19 protein-coding genes are annotated in these 18048 nt (G+C 70.6%); 7 read left to right on the top strand and 12 right to left on the bottom strand.

The window, feature by feature from the left end:
* Positions 1-88 precede the first annotated feature (88 nt).
* Positions 89-1564 (top strand): penicillin-binding protein 2, encoded by a 1476-nt coding sequence (locus ABZ906_RS44335; RefSeq protein ID WP_361392890.1) that lies wholly within the window; start codon positions 89-91, stop codon positions 1562-1564.
* A gap of 15 nt (positions 1565-1579) precedes the next feature.
* On the opposite strand, the gene ABZ906_RS44340 is transcribed toward ABZ906_RS44335, so the two are convergent.
* The 3 genes from ABZ906_RS44340 to ABZ906_RS44350 form a co-directional block, all read right to left on the bottom strand.
* A complete protein-coding gene (locus ABZ906_RS44340) occupies positions 1580-2437 on the bottom strand; it encodes an SRPBCC family protein (RefSeq protein WP_361392892.1) in 858 nt (285 codons plus the stop codon).
* Positions 2438-2472: 35 nt separating this feature from the next.
* The gene (locus tag ABZ906_RS44345; RefSeq protein ID WP_361200532.1) at positions 2473-2787 is read right to left on the bottom strand and encodes a metalloregulator ArsR/SmtB family transcription factor; all 315 of its coding nucleotides are present in this window, start codon (positions 2785-2787) and stop codon (positions 2473-2475) included.
* A 64-nt stretch (positions 2788-2851) separates the two neighbouring features.
* Positions 2852-4939, bottom strand: a complete 2088-nt coding sequence (locus ABZ906_RS44350; protein ID WP_361392894.1) for an AAA family ATPase — start codon at positions 4937-4939, stop codon at positions 2852-2854.
* A 65-nt stretch (positions 4940-5004) separates the two neighbouring features.
* Here ABZ906_RS44350 and ABZ906_RS44355 point away from each other — a divergent pair, with 65 nt between their 5' ends.
* Positions 5005-5661, top strand: a complete 657-nt coding sequence (locus tag ABZ906_RS44355) for a TetR/AcrR family transcriptional regulator (protein ID WP_361392896.1) — start codon at positions 5005-5007, stop codon at positions 5659-5661.
* 77 nt (positions 5662-5738) lie between these two features.
* On the opposite strand, the gene ABZ906_RS44360 is transcribed toward ABZ906_RS44355, so the two are convergent.
* Positions 5739-6518, bottom strand: coding sequence for a TetR/AcrR family transcriptional regulator (locus ABZ906_RS44360; protein ID WP_361392898.1), 780 nt, complete (start codon positions 6516-6518; stop codon positions 5739-5741).
* A gap of 120 nt (positions 6519-6638) precedes the next feature.
* On the opposite strand from ABZ906_RS44360, the gene ABZ906_RS44365 reads away from it, so the two are divergent.
* Positions 6639-7649 carry an ATP-binding cassette domain-containing protein gene (locus ABZ906_RS44365; RefSeq protein WP_361392900.1) on the top strand — a complete coding sequence of 337 codons (1011 nt, stop codon included), beginning with the start codon at positions 6639-6641 and terminating at the stop codon, positions 7647-7649.
* On the top strand, positions 7642-8388 hold the full coding sequence (locus tag ABZ906_RS44370; protein WP_361200542.1) for an ABC transporter permease: 747 nt from the start codon (positions 7642-7644) through the stop codon (positions 8386-8388). Before ABZ906_RS44365 ends, ABZ906_RS44370 begins: the two co-directional genes overlap by 8 nt.
* Positions 8389-8403: 15 nt before the next feature.
* Here ABZ906_RS44370 and ABZ906_RS44375 read toward each other — a convergent pair whose 3' ends face one another.
* From ABZ906_RS44375 to ABZ906_RS44385, 3 genes are all read right to left on the bottom strand, one after another.
* Complete coding sequence (locus ABZ906_RS44375; RefSeq protein ID WP_361392902.1) at positions 8404-10590, bottom strand: aminoglycoside phosphotransferase family protein; 2187 nt, start codon at positions 10588-10590, stop codon at positions 8404-8406.
* 197 nt (positions 10591-10787) lie between these two features.
* Positions 10788-11525, bottom strand: a complete 738-nt coding sequence (locus ABZ906_RS44380; RefSeq protein WP_361392904.1) for an HAD family hydrolase — start codon at positions 11523-11525, stop codon at positions 10788-10790.
* Positions 11525-12415: a GntR family transcriptional regulator gene (locus tag ABZ906_RS44385; RefSeq protein WP_361392975.1), complete on the bottom strand. Its 891-nt coding sequence runs from the start codon at positions 12413-12415 to the stop codon at positions 11525-11527. The genes ABZ906_RS44380 and ABZ906_RS44385 overlap by 1 nt, the downstream gene beginning before the upstream one ends.
* 125 nt (positions 12416-12540) lie before the next feature.
* Here ABZ906_RS44385 and ABZ906_RS44390 point away from each other — a divergent pair, with 125 nt between their 5' ends.
* Positions 12541-12729 (top strand): hypothetical protein, encoded by a 189-nt coding sequence (locus ABZ906_RS44390; RefSeq protein ID WP_361392906.1) that lies wholly within the window; start codon positions 12541-12543, stop codon positions 12727-12729.
* A 1-nt stretch (position 12730) separates the two neighbouring features.
* Here ABZ906_RS44390 and ABZ906_RS44395 read toward each other — a convergent pair whose 3' ends face one another.
* A complete protein-coding gene (locus tag ABZ906_RS44395; RefSeq protein WP_361392977.1) occupies positions 12731-13642 on the bottom strand; it encodes a GntR family transcriptional regulator in 912 nt (303 codons plus the stop codon).
* A gap of 217 nt (positions 13643-13859) precedes the next feature.
* Between ABZ906_RS44395 and ABZ906_RS44400 the strand changes: the two genes are divergently transcribed.
* Positions 13860-14045, top strand: coding sequence for a hypothetical protein (locus ABZ906_RS44400; protein ID WP_361200550.1), 186 nt, complete (start codon positions 13860-13862; stop codon positions 14043-14045).
* Between the two features lie 170 nt (positions 14046-14215).
* Here ABZ906_RS44400 and ABZ906_RS44405 read toward each other — a convergent pair whose 3' ends face one another.
* Both ABZ906_RS44405 and ABZ906_RS44410 read right to left on the bottom strand, forming a co-directional pair.
* Positions 14216-15193 carry an asparaginase gene (locus tag ABZ906_RS44405; protein WP_361392908.1) on the bottom strand — a complete coding sequence of 326 codons (978 nt, stop codon included), beginning with the start codon at positions 15191-15193 and terminating at the stop codon, positions 14216-14218.
* A 61-nt stretch (positions 15194-15254) separates the two neighbouring features.
* Entirely contained in the window at positions 15255-15881 is a 627-nt protein-coding gene (locus tag ABZ906_RS44410) for a hypothetical protein (RefSeq protein WP_361200554.1), read from the bottom strand.
* 217 nt (positions 15882-16098) lie between these two features.
* Between ABZ906_RS44410 and dtd the strand changes: the two genes are divergently transcribed.
* Complete coding sequence (dtd, locus tag ABZ906_RS44415; RefSeq protein WP_361200556.1) at positions 16099-16536, top strand: D-aminoacyl-tRNA deacylase; 438 nt, start codon at positions 16099-16101, stop codon at positions 16534-16536.
* A gap of 34 nt (positions 16537-16570) precedes the next feature.
* Here the strand turns inward: dtd and ABZ906_RS44420 are convergent, their stop codons facing one another.
* On the bottom strand, positions 16571-17536 hold the full coding sequence (locus ABZ906_RS44420; protein ID WP_361392910.1) for a folate-binding protein: 966 nt from the start codon (positions 17534-17536) through the stop codon (positions 16571-16573).
* A gap of 34 nt (positions 17537-17570) precedes the next feature.
* Positions 17571-18017: a transcriptional repressor gene (locus ABZ906_RS44425; RefSeq protein WP_361200560.1), complete on the bottom strand. Its 447-nt coding sequence runs from the start codon at positions 18015-18017 to the stop codon at positions 17571-17573.
* Between the last annotated feature and the right edge of the window lie 31 nt (positions 18018-18048).

The following is an 18048-nucleotide window of genomic DNA, read 5'->3' on the forward strand; positions in this document are numbered from 1 at the left end:
TTCAGCAACAACGTGGGCAAGATCCGTAAATACGTGGGCATGATGAGCACTCATCACGTCCTGGTGTCACGGGTCTTGGGGGGACCGTATGAACAGGCCGCTGCGCCGCGTAGCCGTCTTCTGCGGAATACTCACGCTCGCGCTGCTCCTGCGCGCGAACTGGGTGCAATTCGCACAGAGCGAGTCCCTCGCGAAGGACGACAAGAACCGCCGCGTCCAGATCGAGGCCTTCTCGCACCCCCGCGGCGACATCATCGTCGGAGGCAAGTCGATCACCGGCTCGAAGTCGGTCAGCGGCACCGACTTCAAGTACCAGCGGGTCTTCAAGGAAGGCCCCATGTACGCGCCGGTGACCGGCTACTTCTCGCAGGCGCAGGGCGCGACCTTCCTGGAGGGCGTCGAGAACGACGTGCTCAGCGGCGACGACGACCGCCTCTTCATCAAGCGCACCCTGGACATGCTGACCGGCGAGAAGCGCCAGGGCGGCGACGTCGTCACGACCATCGACCCGAAGGCCCAGAAGGCCGCCTACCAAGGCCTGGTGGACCTCGACGCCCGGGGCGCGGTCGTCGCGCTCGACCCGCGCTCCGGGAAGGTGCTCGCCCTGGCAAGCACCCCCTCGTACGACCCCTCCGTCTTCGCCGGGATCTCGCAGAACGAGGGCAAGGAGTTCACGAAGCTCCGCAAGGACAAGGACAAGCCGCTCTCCAACCGGGCGCTGCGCGAGATCTATCCGCCCGGATCCACCTTCAAGATCCTCACCGCGGCGGCAGCCCTCGAACACGGCGTGATCGACGACATCGACGAGAAGACCGGCGCCAAGGCCCCCTACAAACTGCCGCTCAGCTCCACGACGATCGGCAACGACGTGCCGGGCGCCCCCTGCGACAAGGCCTCCCTGAAGGTCGGCATGCAGTGGTCCTGCAACAACGTCTTCCTCGACACCGCGCTCAAGGTCGGCGACGACGACATGCGCGAGACGGCGGAGAAGTTCGGCTTCAACAAGCAGCAGTTCATCCCCGTGCGCTCGTCCGCCAGCAGCTATCCGGACGACCTCGACAAGCCGCAGACCGCGCTGACCGGCATGGGCCAGGGCAGCCTGACCACCACGCCGTTGCAGATGGCGATGGTCGCGGCGGGCCTGGCCAACGACGGCAAGGTGATGAAGCCCTACATGGTCGAGGAGCTGCGCGGACCCGACCTGTCGACGATCGAGACGGGCAGGCCGCAGGAGCTCAGCCAGGCCGTCTCCGAGGAGACCGCGGGCAAGGTGCAGGAGATGATGGAGCACACCGTCGAGGAGGGCACCGCGAACAAGGCGCAGATCGACGGCGTCACGGTCGGCGGCAAGACCGGCACCGCCCAGCACGGCTCGAACGTCGACGACGAGCGTCCGTACGCCTGGTTCGTCTCCTATGCCAAGCAGGACGACGGTTCGTCGCCGGTCGCCGTCGCGGTGTTCGTCGACCCGAAGGACATGAACATCCCGCGCTCCGAGATCGCGGGCGGCAAGCTCGGGGCGCCGATCGCGAAGGCGGTCATGGAGGCCGTGCTCGACAACTGAGGGCCCCGGGGCCCCTCAGTCCTCCAGGAGCTGCCCCGCGAGGCGTTCGATGCGCGCATGCCAGGCGGCGAGCGCCTGTTCCGTGGCCGCGGGGCCGTCGAAGGGGCCGGTCTGCGTCAGGACGAGCCGCGTGCCGTAGCCCGTGCCCTCGCCGAGCTCCCAGCGCACCTCGCCCTTGGGATGCACGGCGTACGTGAGTGCCAGCGGCTCGCGCAGCACGGTGACCGGACCCGCGGAGACGCCGTCCGCGAGGAATCCGTCGGGGGCGGTGTCGCCCGCCAACGGCACCTCGTCCGCGCACAGTACGGCCCACACCGCGCCCGCGGGCTTCACCAGCTGCCGCTCGAAACGGATGCCCTCGTCGGTCACCTCGCCGTGGCCCAGGTCGAACTGCTCCAGATACGCCTCGTGCAGCTCGCCCGCGTCCCGGCTCACCTCGGGCTGCCCGCCGTCCAGGAACTGGCCGAGCGCCGAGATGCACAGCTGCCAGCCCGCGGCGAAGCTCGGGGCGCCGAAGCGGTCGCCGAAGGTGTGGGTGAGCGTGAGCAGCGAGCCTCGGCCGTCGGGTCCTTCCGGGGCGATCTCCCAGCGCAGGTGGTCGTCGCCCCAGCTGAAGGCGAAGAGGCGGGGCTCGTCGGCGTCGGTGACCTCGCCGGTCATGCCGGGGCCCTCGTCGCCGGGGAAGTGGAAGCCCATCGCGCCGCCGGGCCGCAGTTCGAGGGTCACCTCGGAGGGGAACCACTGGGCGAGGTGCTCGGGGCGGGTGATCGCGGCCCAGACCTTGGCGGGCGGATGCGCGAGGCGGCGCTCCATCCGCAGGACGCTGCGGTCGCCTTCCTCGTCGGGGCCGAGGGTGTCGGAGTGCGGGTTCATGAGGGGTCACCGTCCACGTTCATCGTCTTCGTTCATCAGGACTCACCGTCCATGACGTCGAGGTGCCGTTCGAGGGCGTCGAGCCGGCCGGACCAGAGGTGCCGGTAGTGCGCGAGCCAGGCGTCGAGCTCGGCGAGGGGCTCGGGCCGCAGTTCGTACCAGCGGCGCTGCGCGTCCTGCCGCACCCGTACGAGACCCGCGTCGCGCAGGACCCGCAGATGCTTGGACGTGCCGGGCTGGCTCAGACCGAGCCGCTCGGTGAGCTCACCGACCAGATGGGGTCGTTCGAGCAGCAGGTCGAGGATCTTCCTGCGACTGGGCTCGGCGAGGACGTCGAACGGTATGGGCATACTCCGAACATAACCCTGTGGCTATATAACCGCAACGGCATGCACGCGTAGCCGGTGGGCGGGCTCACGCCTCCCACGGCAGCGGCCGACTGTGCAGCACGTCAAGCCGGGAGACCGCCCTGGTCAGAACCACGTACAGGCGGCTGGGCCCGCGCTGTTCCGCCTCCGCGATGGCCGCGGGCTCGACGGCCACGACGTGGTCGTACTCCAGACCCTTCGCCACGGAAGCGGGCAGCACCGTCACGCGCGCGCCGAGGTCGTCCGGGCCCGCGCTTCCGATGTCCGCGGCGGCGAGCGCGTCGCGCAGGCCCGCGACATCGGCGTCGGCGGCGATGACACCGACCGATCCCTCGCGGGCAAGACCGTCGCGCACCGCATCGACGGTGGCCGCACGCACGTCCCGCACCTCCCGCACCCTCAACTCGCCGTCCCCGCGCAGGGACCGGGCGGGCGGTACATCGACGTCGAGCGAGGCGAGGACGCGGTTGGCGAGCCCCACGATCGCCTTCGGGACGCGGAAGCCGGTGGTCAGCGGGGTCACGGTGGCATCGGGTTTGCCGAGGTGGGCGAGGAGTTCGGGCCAGCCGCGCGCGGCCCACGGGGTGGTGCCCTGGGCGAGGTCGCCGAGCACGGTGAGCGAGCCGAAGTCCGCGCGGCGGGCGATCACGCGCGCCTCCATCGGGGAGAGGTCCTGGGCCTCGTCGACGACGATGTGGCCGTAGCCCTCGGGCCGTTCGAGCAGCCCGGCGATCTCGTCGAGCAGGACGAGATCAGCCGCGGACCACTTCGCCGACTTGTACGAGCGCGGCGGCTTGGCCCAGCGGATCGCCCGCTGCTCGTCGGCGTCGAGGATGCCGTCGGCCGCTGCGGCGAGCGCTGCCGGGTCCGCGAGCAGGGCGGCGAGGACTTCCTCGGGCCTGACGCCGGGCCAGGCCGCGTCGACGAAGGCCGAGACGGAGCGGGCGCGGGAGATCTTCTGCAGCCAGGCGTTGTTCACGGGGCCCGCGCGGCGCTCGGCCTGCTCCCGGATGCGCCGGACGGCACGGGTGCGCACGCGCTCGCGGCCGACGCCGTACGGCGGTTCCTCCGCGCGCACGTCCGCGATGATCCGCTCCAGGTCGTCGAGCGCGACCCGCCAGGTGTACGAACCGTCCGGCACCGCGATGGAGTCGACGGGCTGCGCGACGCGGGAGTAGAGCGCGCGGCGCAGGACGGCCGCCATCCGGGCGTCGTGCTTGACGCTCGCTGCGGCCTCGTCGTCCCTGGCCCGCACGGGAGCCGCGGGCCTGGCGATCTCGTCGGCGACGGTGGACTGCCGCACGCCGGTCTCGCCGAGGGAGGGGAGCACTTCCGCGATATAGCGCAGGAAGGTGCGGTTGGGGCCGAGGATGAGCAGTCCGGCGCGCTGCACGCGCTGGGGGTGGGTGTAGAGGAGGTACGCGGCCCGGTGCAGGCCGACGGCGGTCTTGCCGGTGCCGGGGGCGCCCTGGACGCAGACGGATGCGGTGAGTTCACCGCGTACGAGGTCGTCCTGCTCGGGCTGGATGGTGGCGGCGATGTCCCGCATGGGGCCGACGCGGGGGCGCTCGATCTCTCCGGCGAGGATGCGGCTGCCTCCTGCGGGTGGTGTGTCTCCGCCGGGCGGTGCGGCCAGGGGTTCGTCCTCCAGGCCCGTGAGGTCGGCGGAATCGCCCTTGCTGCCGGGGGCCCAGCCGAAGCGGCGGCGGACGGCGACGCCTTGCGGGGTACGGGTCCCGGCCTGGTAGAAGGCGCGGGAGACGGGGGCCCGCCAGTCGACGACGAGGGGCGGGGAGGAGGGGTGTTCGGTGATGCGCAGCCGGCCGATGTGGTAGCTCTGCCCGCGGTGATCACCGGCTTCGGCGGCTTCGGCGGCTTCGGGCCCCTCGGCGGCGAAGTCGAGACGGCCGAAGAAGAGCGGGGCCTCGGGGAGTTCGCGCATCGCTTTGGCGTGACTGCGGAACTGGTAGCCGAGGACTTCGGCGTCGGCGCCGGACGCTGAGACGTCCGCTCCTCTGACGACCTGCTCCTCCGCGCCGTCGACCATGCCGGTGAGGGCGGCGCGGCAGGTGTCGTGGAAGCGGCGTTCCCGGGCCAGGGCTTCGTCGATCGGCGTGATGTCGGGTGGAGTCATACGGCGAGAATAATGTAACCGAGTTAAATTCGTTACCGAGTAACACCATGGACTAGACTGCCCCCATGACGACGGACGAAGAAGTCGGCCTGCGGGAACGCAAGAAGCAGCGGATGTACCAAGCGATCTCCGAGGCGGCGATCACGCTCTTCCTGGAGAAGGGGTTCGAGAAGGTCCCGGTCGCGGAGGTGGCGGCAGCCGCCCAGATCTCCAAGCCGACCCTGTTCCGGTACTTCCCGACCAAGGAAGACCTCGTGCTCCACCGGTTCGCCGACCACCTGGACGAGGCGGCCCGGGTGGTCACCGCACGCCCCGCCAAGCGCTCGCCCCTGGACGCCCTGCAACGCCACTTCCTCGACGGCCTGGAGCGCCGCGACCCGGTGACCGGCCTGTGCGACAACGTCCACGTACTCGCCTTCCACCGACTCCTGTACGGGACGCCGTCCCTGGTGGCGCGGCTGTATGGGTATCAGGAGCAGTCGGAGAAGGTGCTGGGGGAAGCGTTGAGCGAGGCCGCCGCCGGAACGCCGGACGCGGAGGCACCGACCCTCACCGCCCGCCTCGCCGCCGGCCAGATCATCGCCGTACAGCGCATCCTCGCCCTGGAGAACTGGCGCCGGATCGACGCGGGCGAGAGCGCCGAAGCGGTGTGGCCGGACGCGGTGGTGACGGCGAACAGGGCGTTCGGGCAGCTGCGGTCGGGGCTGACGCGATACGCGTGAGGGGCGCAAGGGAGTCCACCTGACCCCACCCCACCCCCACCCCCGAGCCCGCACCACGCGCCCTCACGCCTCACGCATCACGCCTTCCCCGCCCGCCCCTCCACCAGCACGGCCACCCCGTCGAGCACCCGCGCGAGCCCGAACTCGAACTCCGTGTCCTCGGCGTCCGCGACGTCCAGTACGCCCACACCGAGCAGCCGACGCAGCGAGGGGAAGCGTTCCGGCGCCTTCGAGGTGAGCGCGTCGACGGTGCGCGCGTACTGCCGCATGGCCTCGTCGGGCTCCCGGCCGCCGGCCCGCATGCCCTCGTCCAGGTCGGCCATGAGCATGACCTCGTTGCGCACGAAGCCGCCGATCAGCATCAGGACGGACAGCTTCCAGCCCTCCTCCAGGCCGCTCTCGTCGAGCGCCGCGAGGCCCTGCTCCATCCACTCCAGCTGGCGGGGCGTCGCGGGCGGCCCGCTGACGGGGATGCGCACGAGCCACAGGTTGCGCCGGAAGGTCTCGCGCTGGGCCCGCGCCCACCACTCCAGGCGCGCCCGCCACCCCTCGACGTCCGCCGGCATCGCGGGCGGCGACCCCGTGGCGGTGTCCTGCATGAGCACGTACAGCTCGTCCCTGGAGGAGACGTACCGGTAGAGGGACATCGTCGAGACGCCGAGCTCCTTGGCGACGCGCCCCATGGAGACCGCGCCGATCCCCTCCGCCGCCGCGACGGCGATGCCCGCGTCGAGGATCCGGTCCAGGCTCAGCCCCGGCTTCGGCCCTTTCGAGGGGCGCTCGCGCAGCCCCCAGGCGGTTTCGAGGCTCGCCGAAAGCCCCGTCCCCAGATCTTCCGCCCCGTCGTCCGCCGCCATAAACCGCTGCCTCCTTCGCTCCCGGTCCGACCTCCTCTTGACGCACATCGTAGTTCTGCGTAACCCTTACACAGTAATGCGTATGCCTTACGCAATAGAACTGAACGGGGAGAGACACCCATGCCACCCACCCGAGCCCCGGCCGCCGTCAAGGCTCCGGACGCCACCGAGCCCCCGGCCGCCATCGAGGCCACGGCCCTCACCAAGACCTACGGAAGCGGCGACCGCGCGGTGCCGGTCCTGCGCGGCATCGACCTGCACGTCCCGCCCGGCACGGTCTTCGCGCTCCTCGGCCCCAACGGCGCGGGCAAGACGACGGCCGTCCGCATCCTCACCACGCTCACCACGGCCGACACGGGTACGGCGCGCGTGGCGGGCCACGACATCCGTACGGGGCGGCGCGAGGTCCGCCGGTCGATCAGCCTCACCGGACAGTTCGCGGCGGTCGACGAGACGCAGACCGGCGCGGAGAACCTGCGCATGATGGCGAGGCTCGCGGGCCTGCCCCGCGCCGGGGCACACGCGCGGGCCGCGGAACTCCTGGCCCGCTTCGGCCTGACGGAAGCGGGAGACCGCCTGGTCCGCACGTACTCGGGAGGCATGCGCCGCCGCGTCGACCTGGCGGCGGGCCTGGTGGGCGACCCCGAGGTGATCTTCCTGGACGAGCCGACGACGGGCCTGGACCCGCGCAGCCGCCAGGAGATGTGGGAGGTGGTGCGCGACCTGACCGCGGAGGGCACGACGGTCTTCCTGACCACGCAGTATCTGGAGGAGGCGGACCAACTCGCGGACCGCATAGCGGTACTGCACGAGGGAGTCATCGTCGCGGAGGGATCGGCGTCGACCCTCAAGGCGCAGGTCGGGGGCCACCGCCTGGACGCGACGACCAACACCCGCGAGGCCTACCTCCACCTGTCCCCGCAGGCAACGCACCACTCCCCCGAGACCCTGACGCTCGGCTTCCCGACGGACGGCACGGCGGCCGGCGTACGCGACCTGCTCGACGAACTGGACCCGGACCGCACGCGCTTGGCGGCCTTCACGCTGCGCACGGCGACGCTGGACGACGTATTCCTGACGCTCACCGGCTCTCCGATCCACTCCCACACCAAGGGGCTGACCCATGTCTGAAGCCCTGATCATGACCGGCCGGGCGATCCGCATCAGCCGCCGCAACGTCGACGCCCTGATCACAGCCATGGCGCTCCCGGTGATGCTCCTCCTGGTCTTCGTCTACTTCTTCGGCGGCGCGATCAAGACGGACGCCCGGTCGTACGTCATGTACGTGGTCCCCGGCGTGCTGCTCCTCTGCGCCGGCTTCGGCTCCTCGAACACGGCGATCGCCGTCACCGAGGACCTGAAGGGCGGCATCATCGACCGCTTCCGCTCGCTCGACATCGGCGGCACCCAGATCCTGACGGGCCACGTCATCGCCTCCGTGGCCCGCAACCTCGTCGCCACGACCCTGGTCCTCGCCCTGGCCTTCGCGATCGGCTTCCGCACGTCGGCGACGCCCGCGGCCTGGCTCGCGGCAACGGCCGTCCTTCTGGCGTTCATCCTGGCCCTGTCCTGGCTCTCGGCGGCGGTCGGGCTGCTCGCCAAGTCCCCCGAGGCGGCGGGCGGCTTCACCTTCTTCGTGAGCTTCCTGCCCTACCCGAGCAGCGCCTTCGTCCAGACCTCCGACATGCCGTCCTGGCTGCGCCCCTTCGCCGACAACCAGCCGGTCACCCAGGTCATCGAATCCCTCCGGGGCCTGCTCCTGAACCAGCCGGTGGGCACGACCCCCTGGGTGGCCCTGGCCTGGTGCGGAGGAATCCTCGCGGTCTCGGTGGGGGCTTCCGGGGCGCTGTTCAGGCGGCGGACGGCGTAGGCCGCGAGGGCCGGATCACCGGAGTGCCCGGGCAAGGTAGGGGTTGGCCGTCGGGCCGGGCCGCAGTCCCAGCGAGGCCATCGCCGCCGCCAGGGTCATCGCGTACGAGTCCACGGCGCGCCGCACGTTGGGGGCGTCGAGGCCGGCGCCGGTGACCAGGCGGTCCAGGTCCACGTAGGCGGAACGGACCACCTCGATCCAGCGGTAGACCTGCCAGTCGTCCTGCCACCCTTGCGTGCACTCCGGCGGCAGGCAGGCGGCCCAGCGGTCGAACATGCGCTGCCTGATGCCGGGGCGGACGGGGGTGAGATGCATGTGGCGGACCAGGTCGTACAGCGGGTCGCCGATCATCGCCATCTCCCAGTCGATGACGGTGATTCCACCCTGCTGGTCGCGGCGCACCAGGTTCCACGGGTTGAGGTCGCCGTGCAGCAAGGACGGCCGCCGGGGCGTGAGCCGGTGACGTCCGAGGAGTTCCCGGAGCCGGTAGCCGCCCGGCAGGCCGAGCTCTCTGGCCAGCTTCTGTGATTCCTTGGGCAGGGCCGTGACGAGGCGGACCAGTTCGTCGCAGAGCCAGCGGTAGAAGTCCCGCTCACCTGCGGTGGGGTCAAGGGGCCGGTGGTCGATGCGGGCCAGCGCGCCCATCTGGTCGACCAGATGATCGGCCTCGCCGGGGCGCAGGCCGCCCACGGGGTGCTCCGGGGGCAGGTCTCCGGCGCCTCGGCCCTCGTAGGAGTGGATGGCGAACTGGTCCTTCAAGGCGCTCGTCCCCAGGGCCAGTACGCGCGGCGCCCGTACCGGCTCGCCCGATTCCTCGATGACCCGCAGCACGGCGTGCTCGCTGAGGATGCTGCGCTCCCGGCGCTCGGCCGAGGTCAGCTTGCGCCGGACCACGACCGGGAAGCCGACGCCGGGCACCCGTACGACGGTGTTGAGGTGGGCCGTTCCCTTGAAGACCCTGGAGGCGGGGGCCGCCCCCTCCGCCACCAGCGCGTCGAGCACGGCGGACCCCGGAAACGCGGGGTGCTCCTTCACCCGCTGGTCCGGCTCCCACGAGATACGGGTCGCCTGCCGGACCCCCTCGGCGCGCCCGCCGAACCGTGCGGCCCGCCACCGGAACAGGACCCGCTGGATCTCCTCCTCGTCCGGCACGCCCGGCAGCCGCAGCGGGACGGCCGCCGCTTCCAGCGCTTCGCGCACCTGGCGGGCCGCCTCGTCGAGGCCCTTCTGGTCGGGCGGGGCTCCCAGCGACGTGGCGGCGCGCATGACGTCCGGATAGACGGACTGGGCGTGTTCGAAGGCCACGTAGTGGTCCAGGTCCCGGGACAGGCCGTTGACCGCCCCGGGCCTGTGCCGCTCCATGGCCTGCGCCCAGGCCTCGATCACCTCGTGCCACTGGTCTTTCGGGTACCGCATGCGGACCAGGTGCGTGGCCAGGTCGTGCAGCGGATCGCCGTAGGTGGCGAGCTCCCAGTCCACGCAGATCAGCGGCGGTTCACCGGCGTAGGAGAAGATCACGTTGTCGCGGTGCAGGTCCGTGTGGAGCAGGCTGTGGGGGCGGCGGGCCATGCCGGGCACGCGCTCGGCCAGCTTGAGCAGGGCGTCCTCGGGGATGCCGAGGGCCGCGAAGAGACCGCCGAACTCCGCCCAGTTGGGCCGGCGGATCTGACGCTCCGCGAGATGCGCGAGCGTCCGCAGGAACGACGTCCCGCCCTTGTCCGTGCGGGGCCAGTCCGCCGGCAGCGGAGGCAGCGCCTCCCTGCGCACCCGGGTCATCTGCGCGAGCAACTCGGCCAGCGCCTTGATCAGCAAGGAGTCGACCGGTTTGCCGTTCTGGCAGACGCTGGAGAGCGGCACCCCGTCCACATAGCTGTGCACGGCCGAGTCGCCCCACTTGGCCAGGCACTGCGGCACATGGGGCAGCACGCCCTTGATCGCGCGCAGGATCTCCGACTCGTCCTGCCAGGTGCGGATGACGACCGGCAGCGCGTCCTTCCTGCGCATCCGTACGGTGACGGGCTGCCCGGCACGGCGATCGACCAGCCGGGCCATCGGCTCCGTCAGCGCGAGCACGTAATTGCTGTTGTGGTGCCCGCGGCTCGGCTTCCCGTGCTCGATGGCGTGCGCGACGAAGGCGTCGTACGCGGCGGGAGCTCCGCGCCTCTCGTCGGACACCAGGAGAGGACGACCGGGCAGAGTCATGCCCACGGGCTGCTCCTGGATAGTCACGCGAGGAAGGCCAAAGTGCTGCACACCCTAGTGGCGCGGAAGAGCGCGGACGACGCGAGGAGGGAGACGCTGGGCTCAACGGGGTCAGGCACCACTCCTTGGAGGCTTGACCTTCGAGAACGGAGGCGTGACGTTCGAGGACGACGGCGTGACGTTCGAGAACGGTCGGCTCACGCCTGGCCGCGCAACACCTTCAGAAGCGGTTCCATCGAATCCACCACGCATGCCGCGCCCGCGTCCGTCAGGACCCTCGCCTTGCGCTCGTTGCGCCCGTAGCCCAGGAAGGCCACTCCCGCCTTCTCGGCCGCCTCGAAGTCCGTGGGGGCGTCGCCGATCATCAGGGCGTCCGAGGGGTCCGCGCCCATCTCGTCCAGGGCGCGGCGGAGGCAGTGCGGATGCGGCTTGAGGAGGTGGAGGTCCCTGGTGCGGCCGTAGATGTGCGGGGCGAAGCAGTTGCTCAAACCCCGGCTCTCCAGGTAACCGGTCACTGCCAGGGGCGAGTTGTTCGTGGTGACGGCCAGGCGGGCGCCCATGGCGTGCCAGGTCATGATCAGGGGGTCCGCGTACTGGGTGGGCCACGCGGACGCCACCGCCGTCAGCTCCTCTTGGGTGAGCCGTTCCTCCAGCTCGGACACCAATGCGCCGCCGGGGTCCCTGCGGTGGACCGCGCGCAGGACGGCATGCGGGTCGGGCTGCTCCCGCTCCTCCTCGCTCAGCAGGTCCCGCAGCCCCCGCTCCTCCAGCCAGCGGACCTGTTCACCCGCGATCCACTCCGCCGTGTGCCCGGCGAACAGCCGGCAGATGGGGCCGTCGAAGTCGAATAGGACATAACGGGCCCGTTCGATCAGTTCCCGCAGCTTTTCGGTCTCTTCTGCCATCCGCTCGGGCTGCGTCGTATCAGGAGTCATCAAGAGAGTGTCAGCTCCGTCGCGATGGTTGCCCAGAGTGCGTCGAACCATTTCTGGGACTCCTCGACGAACGCCGTGTCACGCGGGGCCGCACCCTTCTCGAAGGAGAACAGGGGCGACTTCAGTCCGGACACGTCGAACGCCTCCATCTCCGCGCTCCCGAAGTCCAGCATGCTGCGCTCGATCGTGTAGTAGGCGAGCAGCGCCTCCCGCCCGTTCAGCAGATACAGCTTCACCGGCGGCGTGAACGGCAGCGCGCGGAACGACACGTCGACCTCGATGCCGTGCGAGGCGCGCAGGGCCCGCAGATTGTGCCGCAGGACCTGCCCCTGCGCGTTGCGCTGCGCCAGCCACCGCCGGTGCACCCGGCCACCGTCGTCCTGCCCCCCGGTCGGCTGGGGGAAGGCGAGCGTGATGTCGCTGCTGGGCAGCAGGATGCGTACGTCGATGGACTCGGGGCGGATACGGCCCTCGTGGATGAGACGCACCGGCTCCCCCAGCGCGATCATCAGCGTCTCCGCCGTGTACGACACCACGTCGATCCGCACCCGCGGCTCCGAGAACGCCGAGGCCAGGCGCGGTGCGAGGCCGACCATGGACGCCTGCGGCTCCGCTCCCGCCGATGACGGACCCTGCGCCTCCGCGGCGATCCTCGGCGGGCTGCCCTTGCTCACGTTGGCAAGCAGTCCGTCGCCCTGAAGCGTCTTCAGCGCCTGGCGCACCGCCCCCCGCTCCACGCCGAACTCCTCCGCGAGCACCGCCTGCGTGGGGAGTCTGTCGCCGGGCCTGAGGTCGCCGGACCGGATGCGGTCGCGAAGTTCGTCCGCGATGTGCTGGGGAGTGAGCTTTCTTTCGCCGTTCACTGCAACGTTCTCCTGGGTCACGACCAGACGATACAACTCCATGCCATCTCAGGGCAGTTGTCGTGAAGTTGTTTATGTTGTGGGACCAAGTGGGGACAACTCAAGTGAAGTTGGTTGCCAACTCAACTGAGGTGGCAGAAGGGGGAACCATCATGGACGTCCTGTCCCTCCTCGCGACCGTACTCGCCCTCGCCTTCGAGCAGTTCGCCCACTGGCGGTACGGGGTCACGGGCCTTCTCGGGCTGCTGATGCTGGCCCTCGGCATCAAGGTGAAGAGCCACGTCTGCAGCTCCATCGGCGCGGTCGTCCTCGCGCTCATGATGACCGGTCCCGCGATCTGAACTAGCCGCGGGCCAGCTCCAGGTCCTGGCTGATCGTGTCCCAGAGCGCGTTGAACCACAGATGCGACTGCTCCACGAACGTCGTGTCCCGCAGTCCGTCGCCCTGGCGGAAGGGGAAGAGCATCGACTGCGCGCCCTGGGCGTCGTACATCTCCAGCTGCTCGTGGTCGAACTCCTCGCTCTGCCTGCTGACCGTGTAGTACGCGAAGAGCGCCTCGGCGCCGTTGAGCAGGTACAACTTCACCGGCGGCGTGAACGGCAGCGCACGGAACGAGACCCGTACGTCGATGCCGTGCGAGCCCCGCAGCGCCAGGAGGTTGTGGCGGAGCACCTGCCCCTGCGCGTTCCGCTGGTCCAGCCAGCGCCGGTGCACATGACCGCCCTCGTCGTCCCCGCTGACCACCGGCGTGGGAAAGGCGAGGTCGATGCTGCGACTCGGCAGCAGCACCCGGACGGTGACTTTGGCCGGATTCCGCAGCCCGGCGTGAATCTGGCGGAGCGGCTCGCCGATCGCCATCGTGAGCGACACGGAGGTCAGGCAGAGCGCGTCGATCTCCACCTCCGGAGCCTCGAACGCGGCGGCGATACGCGGGGCGAGGCCGACCATGGTGGGCTGCGGCGCGATGCCGACGGGCCCCGACAACGCCTGCCGCGACGGCTCGGCGACCGTGGCGGGGCTCCCCTTGGACACATTGGCCAGCAGGTTCTCGCCCTGCAGCGTGCGCAACGCCTCGCGCACGGCACCGCGCTCGACGCCGAACTCGTCGGCCAACTCCGCCTGTGTGGGCATGCGTTGGCCCGGCCGCAGCGTTCCGGATCGAATCCGGTCGCGCAGCTCGTCGGCCACCTCGTGGTGAGTCTTGTGCGGCCTCTTCATCCCGTTGACGGGTGCAGGTTCCGGGCTCACAACCAAACCGTACAACTTCGCGCCATCTTTGGGGAGTTGCAGGGAAGTTGCTCGGAAGGTGGTTATAAATCGAGCCACCGCGGAGATAACTCAGGTGGAGTTGGTAGCCAACTTAGGCAGCCTGGCAGGAACCCTGAGGGGTTGGCCGCCAGCACTCGCCCACCGGATGGCCGCCGGCCTGAGGGGACGGAGCCCGCCGCCTCGTCCCGAAAGGGGGAACGTCATGCCGCTCATCGCTCTCGCGATCGCTGCCGTCGTCATCGGATTCGAGCAGCTCATCCAGTGGAAGTACGGACCGATGGGCATCGTCGCCTTCATCCTGCTCACGGTGGGCATCAAGGCCAGGAGCACCATGATCAGCGGGTTCGGGGCAGCGATCCTCGTCCTGCTGCTCGCCCAATCGGGCTGAACAGAGCTGGTTGACCGGGTTCCCATCCGGAGGGGAGCCGGGAGCCCGGTCAGCCTTGATCGCTCCGGGGCTCCGGGGGGACTACGGACCCCGGGGCCCCGGGGTATCCACGACATCCACAGCGACCACGGCGGCCACAGCGGCCACGGTCCGGAAACACCCGGAACCGCCTAGAACGCCGCCCGGATCTCCCCCACCTCGGAGGCACCGCCGAAGAGAGGCGTGCGGCCGACGCGGGTGAGTATGTCCGCCTCCACGCCCGCCAGCTGCAGCACCCGCGCGAGGACCGGCCCCAGGGCCCGCAGCCCGCCGTCGTCCACCTTGAACGCGAGCGCACGGCCGTCCGGCAGCGCGAACGCCTGGACCGCCTCCGCGCCCATCTTGGAGAGCGCGCCGGGGATCTCCCGCATCAGCCACGTATCGGGGCGCCGCGTGCCCGCCACGTACTCGGGGTGGGCCCGCATCGCGTCCGCGACCCGGCGCTCCGCCGAGCCCTCGGGGGCGAGGACGAAGTGCCGGAAGGCGCGGGCGAGGCCGGTCAGGGAGATCGCCATCAGGGGCGCGCCGCAGCCGTCCGTGCCGACCGCCGCGACGCGCTCGCCCGCCGCCTCCTCGACCACCTGGAGGATCAGCTGCTGGAGAGGGTGCTGCGGGTCCAGGTAGGAATCGGTGGGCCAGCCGTTCAGCTCGCACACCGCGAGCATCGACGCGTGCTTGCCCGAGCAGTTCATCGTTACCCGGTCACGAACGGCACCGGCTGCCAGATATGTCTCGGCCTCGACCGCGTCGAGGGGGAGATCCGGCGGGCACTGCAGATCCGCCGCCGTCAGACCGCGCTCGGCCAGCATCTTCTGCACGAGATCCCGGTGGAACATCTCCCCGGAGTGGCTCGCCGCGGTCAGCGCGAGCCGCTCTCCCGCCAGGTCGAGCCCCGCCCGCAGCACCGCGGCCGCCTGCATGGGCTTGTTGGCCGACCGCGGGAAAACGGGGGCGTCCACGTCCCCCATGGCGAGCTCCACGCTGCCGTCCGCCGCGAGCAGCACCAGGCTCCCCCTGTGACGGCCCTCGACGAAGCCCGAACGTACGACCTCGGCGAGGACCGGGGATATGGCGGGGGTGGTGACGGACTCGGCGGACGTCGAGGTCATCTTCGGCCTTCCGGGGCGGGGGGTGGCGTGAGCGCCGCCCGCGGAGGCCGGGGTCACCGGGTCACGCGAGCAGGTCGTCCACTTGTGCTTCGCCTTCACGGTACCTGCGGGCGATCTCCGCGCTGCAATCGTCCGCCGTGCGCTGCAGCTGCTGGCGGCGCCGGGAAACCTGCTGTTCGTAGCGGGTCAGGCGCCCCATGGCCGTGTGGAGCTCGTCGTCCGTACGGGCGTCCAGGTCGGAGAGCTGCACCTCGGCGAGCATTTCCGTGGCGAGCAGGCCGTACTCCGCGCTGTGCGGCGTGCCGAGCGTCACATGCCGGGCGGAGGAGCGGTGCCGGGCGGGGCCGTCCGTGAGGATCTCGGAGAGCCGGAGCACGAGCGGCGGCCCCTCGGGGCCCGGTGCCGCCGGGTCCTTGCGGCGGGCGACCTCGGCCCGCAGGATGTCGATCCGCCCCTGGAGGAGGCGCCGGACATAGCTCAGGTCCGCCTCGTTCTGCTGCGCGTCCCTGCGCAGCTCGCGCAGCTCCCGCAGCAGCAGCGCGGTCAGGTCGCGCTCGGGCTGCTCGGCGAGCAGCCCGGCGCTGCCCGTGCGCTGCACGGGCGGACGCGGCACGTTCGTACGCCGCGCGGCGCTCATATGGGTCAGCGACGCAGCTCCGGGCGGCTGCCCCGTACTTGGTGTGCTCATGTGGCTCTACCGTCCCCTCGACCGGCGCGGTACACCGCGTGTGAGCATGGTGCCACCACTCGTGGCCGCTATGTGAGCGAGTGGCCCCATTCGGCCCCAGATGGGGGGTTCAGGACAGCCCCACGGGCGGCGCATCCGGCCTCGTCACGGGGCATCCGGCCGTATCCCGGCGCATCCGGCTCAGGGCGGCCGAACGGGGCACGGCATGATGGGCCATATGCGTGCTGTGGTGCAGAGAGTGGACGGAGCGAGCGTCGTCGTCCAGGGCGATGACGGTCCCGAGACGGTCGGCGAGATCACCGGCGAGGGGCTGTGCGTCCTGGTCGGCGTGACCCACGAGGACACCAAGGAGAAGGCGGCCCAACTGGCCCGCAAACTCTGGTCCGTTCGGATGCTGGCCGATGAGAAGTCCTGCTCGGACATCGACGCACCGCTGCTGGTCATCAGCCAGTTCACGCTGTACGGCGACGCGCGCAAGGGCCGCAGGCCCACCTGGAACGCCGCCGCGCCCGGCGATGTCGCCGAGCCTCTGGTGGACGAGGTGGTCGCCCAACTGCGGTCCCTGGGCGCGACGGTGGCGACGGGGCGCTTCGGCGCGCAGATGCGGGTTTCGCTGACGAACGACGGGCCGTTCACCGTACTGCTGGAAATGTGACCGGGTCACACACGCAACCCGGTCACATTCGTTACTACGGCTCGACCACGACCTCCTGCGAGGCCGCCACCGACCCCGCGAGCAGCCCCGCGTCCAGCGGCACGTTCCGCTTCACCAGGGCGAGCGCGATCGGGCCCAGCTCGTGGTGGCGTACGGCAGTGGTGACGAAGCCCAGCTTCCGGCCCTCCTCGCCCTCCGAGGCGAGCCGCAGCTCCGTACCGGCCACCGGCAGATGGACCTCGCTGCCGTCCAGGTGGAGGAAGACCAGGCGGCGCGGCGGCTTGCCCAGGTTCTGGACGCGGGCGACCGTCTCCTGGCCGCGGTAGCAGCCCTTCTGCAGATGCACCGCCGTGCCGATCCAGCCCAGCTCGTGCGGGATCGTGCGGTGGTCCGTCTCGAAGCCGAGCCGCGGCCGGTGCGCCTCCACGCGCAGCGCCTCGAAGGCGAGGATGCCGATCGCGGGGCCGCTCTCCTCGGCGTACGACTCAAGCGACGTACGCGGCAGGAACAGATCACGTCCGTGGGCCGTCTCCCGTACGACGACACCGTCCGGGACCGCGGCGATCGAACCGGCCGGCAGGTGCACGACCGCGAACTCGTCCGTGCGGTCGGCGACTTCGACGCGGTTGAAGAACTTCATGCTCTCCAGGTACGCGACCAGGGCTTCCTGCGTGCCGGGCTCGACGTGCGCCCACACCGTCTCGCCGTCGTCGACGAGGTAGAGCGCGTGCTCGATGTGGCCGTTCGCGGAGAGGATCAGCGCCTCGGTGGCCCGGCCGACGGGCAGCTCGGTCACGTGCTGCGTGAGCAGCAGGTGCAGCCAGCTCAGCCGGTCGGGGCCGGAGACGGTGACGACACCGCGGTGCGAGAGGTCGACGAAACCGGTTCCGTCCGCGAGGGCGCGCTGCTCACGGAACAGATCGCCGTAGTGGGCGGCGACGCCTTCGTCCACACCCTCGGCGGGGACGGCGCCGGGCAGGGACAGGAGGGGGCTCTTCATGTTCACCCACACTACGACCCGGTAGCAGGCGTTCTTATTCCTTGCCGGGGCCGTTCTGTCCGCCGGAGCAGTTCTCGCAGCGGCCGAAGATCGCGAAGTGCTTCAGGTCCGTGTCGAAGCCGAAGGTCTCGCGCAGCTTCGCGGTGAAGTCCGCGGCCACGGAGACATCCGCCTCGATGACGTTCGTGCAGTCCCTGCACACCAGGTGGAGGTGGTGGTGGCGGTCCGCGAGGTGGTACGTCGGGGCGCCGTGTCCCAGGTGGGCGTGGCTGACCAGGCCCAGCTCCTCCAGGAGCTCCAGGGTGCGGTAGACCGTGGAGATGTTGACCCCCGACGCCGTTTTCCGCACTTCGCAGAGGATGTCGTCGGGGGTCGCGTGCTCAAGGGTGTCGACGGCTTCCAGGACCAGCTGACGCTGCGGCGTCAGCCGGTAGCCGCGCTGTCGCAGGTCGCTCTTCCAGTCGAAGTCGGTGCTCGCCACACAGGCAGTCTAGGCCAGCGGGGCAAACGGC

Origin of the sequence: Streptomyces sp. NPDC046925, assembly GCF_040644915.1 — a bacterium.
Lineage (GTDB): Bacteria > Actinomycetota > Actinomycetes > Streptomycetales > Streptomycetaceae > Streptomyces.

Coding starts and splice junctions, on each gene's coding strand:
- ABZ906_RS44335 (WP_361392890.1), top strand. CDS start 89: ATGAACAGGCCGCTGCGCCGCGTAGCCGTCTTCTGCGGAATACTCACG.
- ABZ906_RS44340 (WP_361392892.1), bottom strand. CDS start 2,437: ATGAACCCGCACTCCGACACCCTCGGCCCCGACGAGGAAGGCGACCGC.
- ABZ906_RS44345 (WP_361200532.1), bottom strand. CDS start 2,787: ATGCCCATACCGTTCGACGTCCTCGCCGAGCCCAGTCGCAGGAAGATC.
- ABZ906_RS44350 (WP_361392894.1), bottom strand. CDS start 4,939: ATGACTCCACCCGACATCACGCCGATCGACGAAGCCCTGGCCCGGGAA.
- ABZ906_RS44355 (WP_361392896.1), top strand. CDS start 5,005: ATGACGACGGACGAAGAAGTCGGCCTGCGGGAACGCAAGAAGCAGCGG.
- ABZ906_RS44360 (WP_361392898.1), bottom strand. CDS start 6,518: ATGGCGGCGGACGACGGGGCGGAAGATCTGGGGACGGGGCTTTCGGCG.
- ABZ906_RS44365 (WP_361392900.1), top strand. CDS start 6,639: ATGCCACCCACCCGAGCCCCGGCCGCCGTCAAGGCTCCGGACGCCACC.
- ABZ906_RS44370 (WP_361200542.1), top strand. CDS start 7,642: ATGTCTGAAGCCCTGATCATGACCGGCCGGGCGATCCGCATCAGCCGC.
- ABZ906_RS44375 (WP_361392902.1), bottom strand. CDS start 10,590: ATGACTCTGCCCGGTCGTCCTCTCCTGGTGTCCGACGAGAGGCGCGGA.
- ABZ906_RS44380 (WP_361392904.1), bottom strand. CDS start 11,525: ATGACTCCTGATACGACGCAGCCCGAGCGGATGGCAGAAGAGACCGAA.
- ABZ906_RS44390 (WP_361392906.1), top strand. CDS start 12,541: ATGGACGTCCTGTCCCTCCTCGCGACCGTACTCGCCCTCGCCTTCGAG.
- ABZ906_RS44400 (WP_361200550.1), top strand. CDS start 13,860: ATGCCGCTCATCGCTCTCGCGATCGCTGCCGTCGTCATCGGATTCGAG.
- ABZ906_RS44405 (WP_361392908.1), bottom strand. CDS start 15,193: ATGACCTCGACGTCCGCCGAGTCCGTCACCACCCCCGCCATATCCCCG.
- ABZ906_RS44410 (WP_361200554.1), bottom strand. CDS start 15,881: ATGAGCACACCAAGTACGGGGCAGCCGCCCGGAGCTGCGTCGCTGACC.
- dtd (WP_361200556.1), top strand. CDS start 16,099: ATGCGTGCTGTGGTGCAGAGAGTGGACGGAGCGAGCGTCGTCGTCCAG.
- ABZ906_RS44420 (WP_361392910.1), bottom strand. CDS start 17,536: ATGAAGAGCCCCCTCCTGTCCCTGCCCGGCGCCGTCCCCGCCGAGGGT.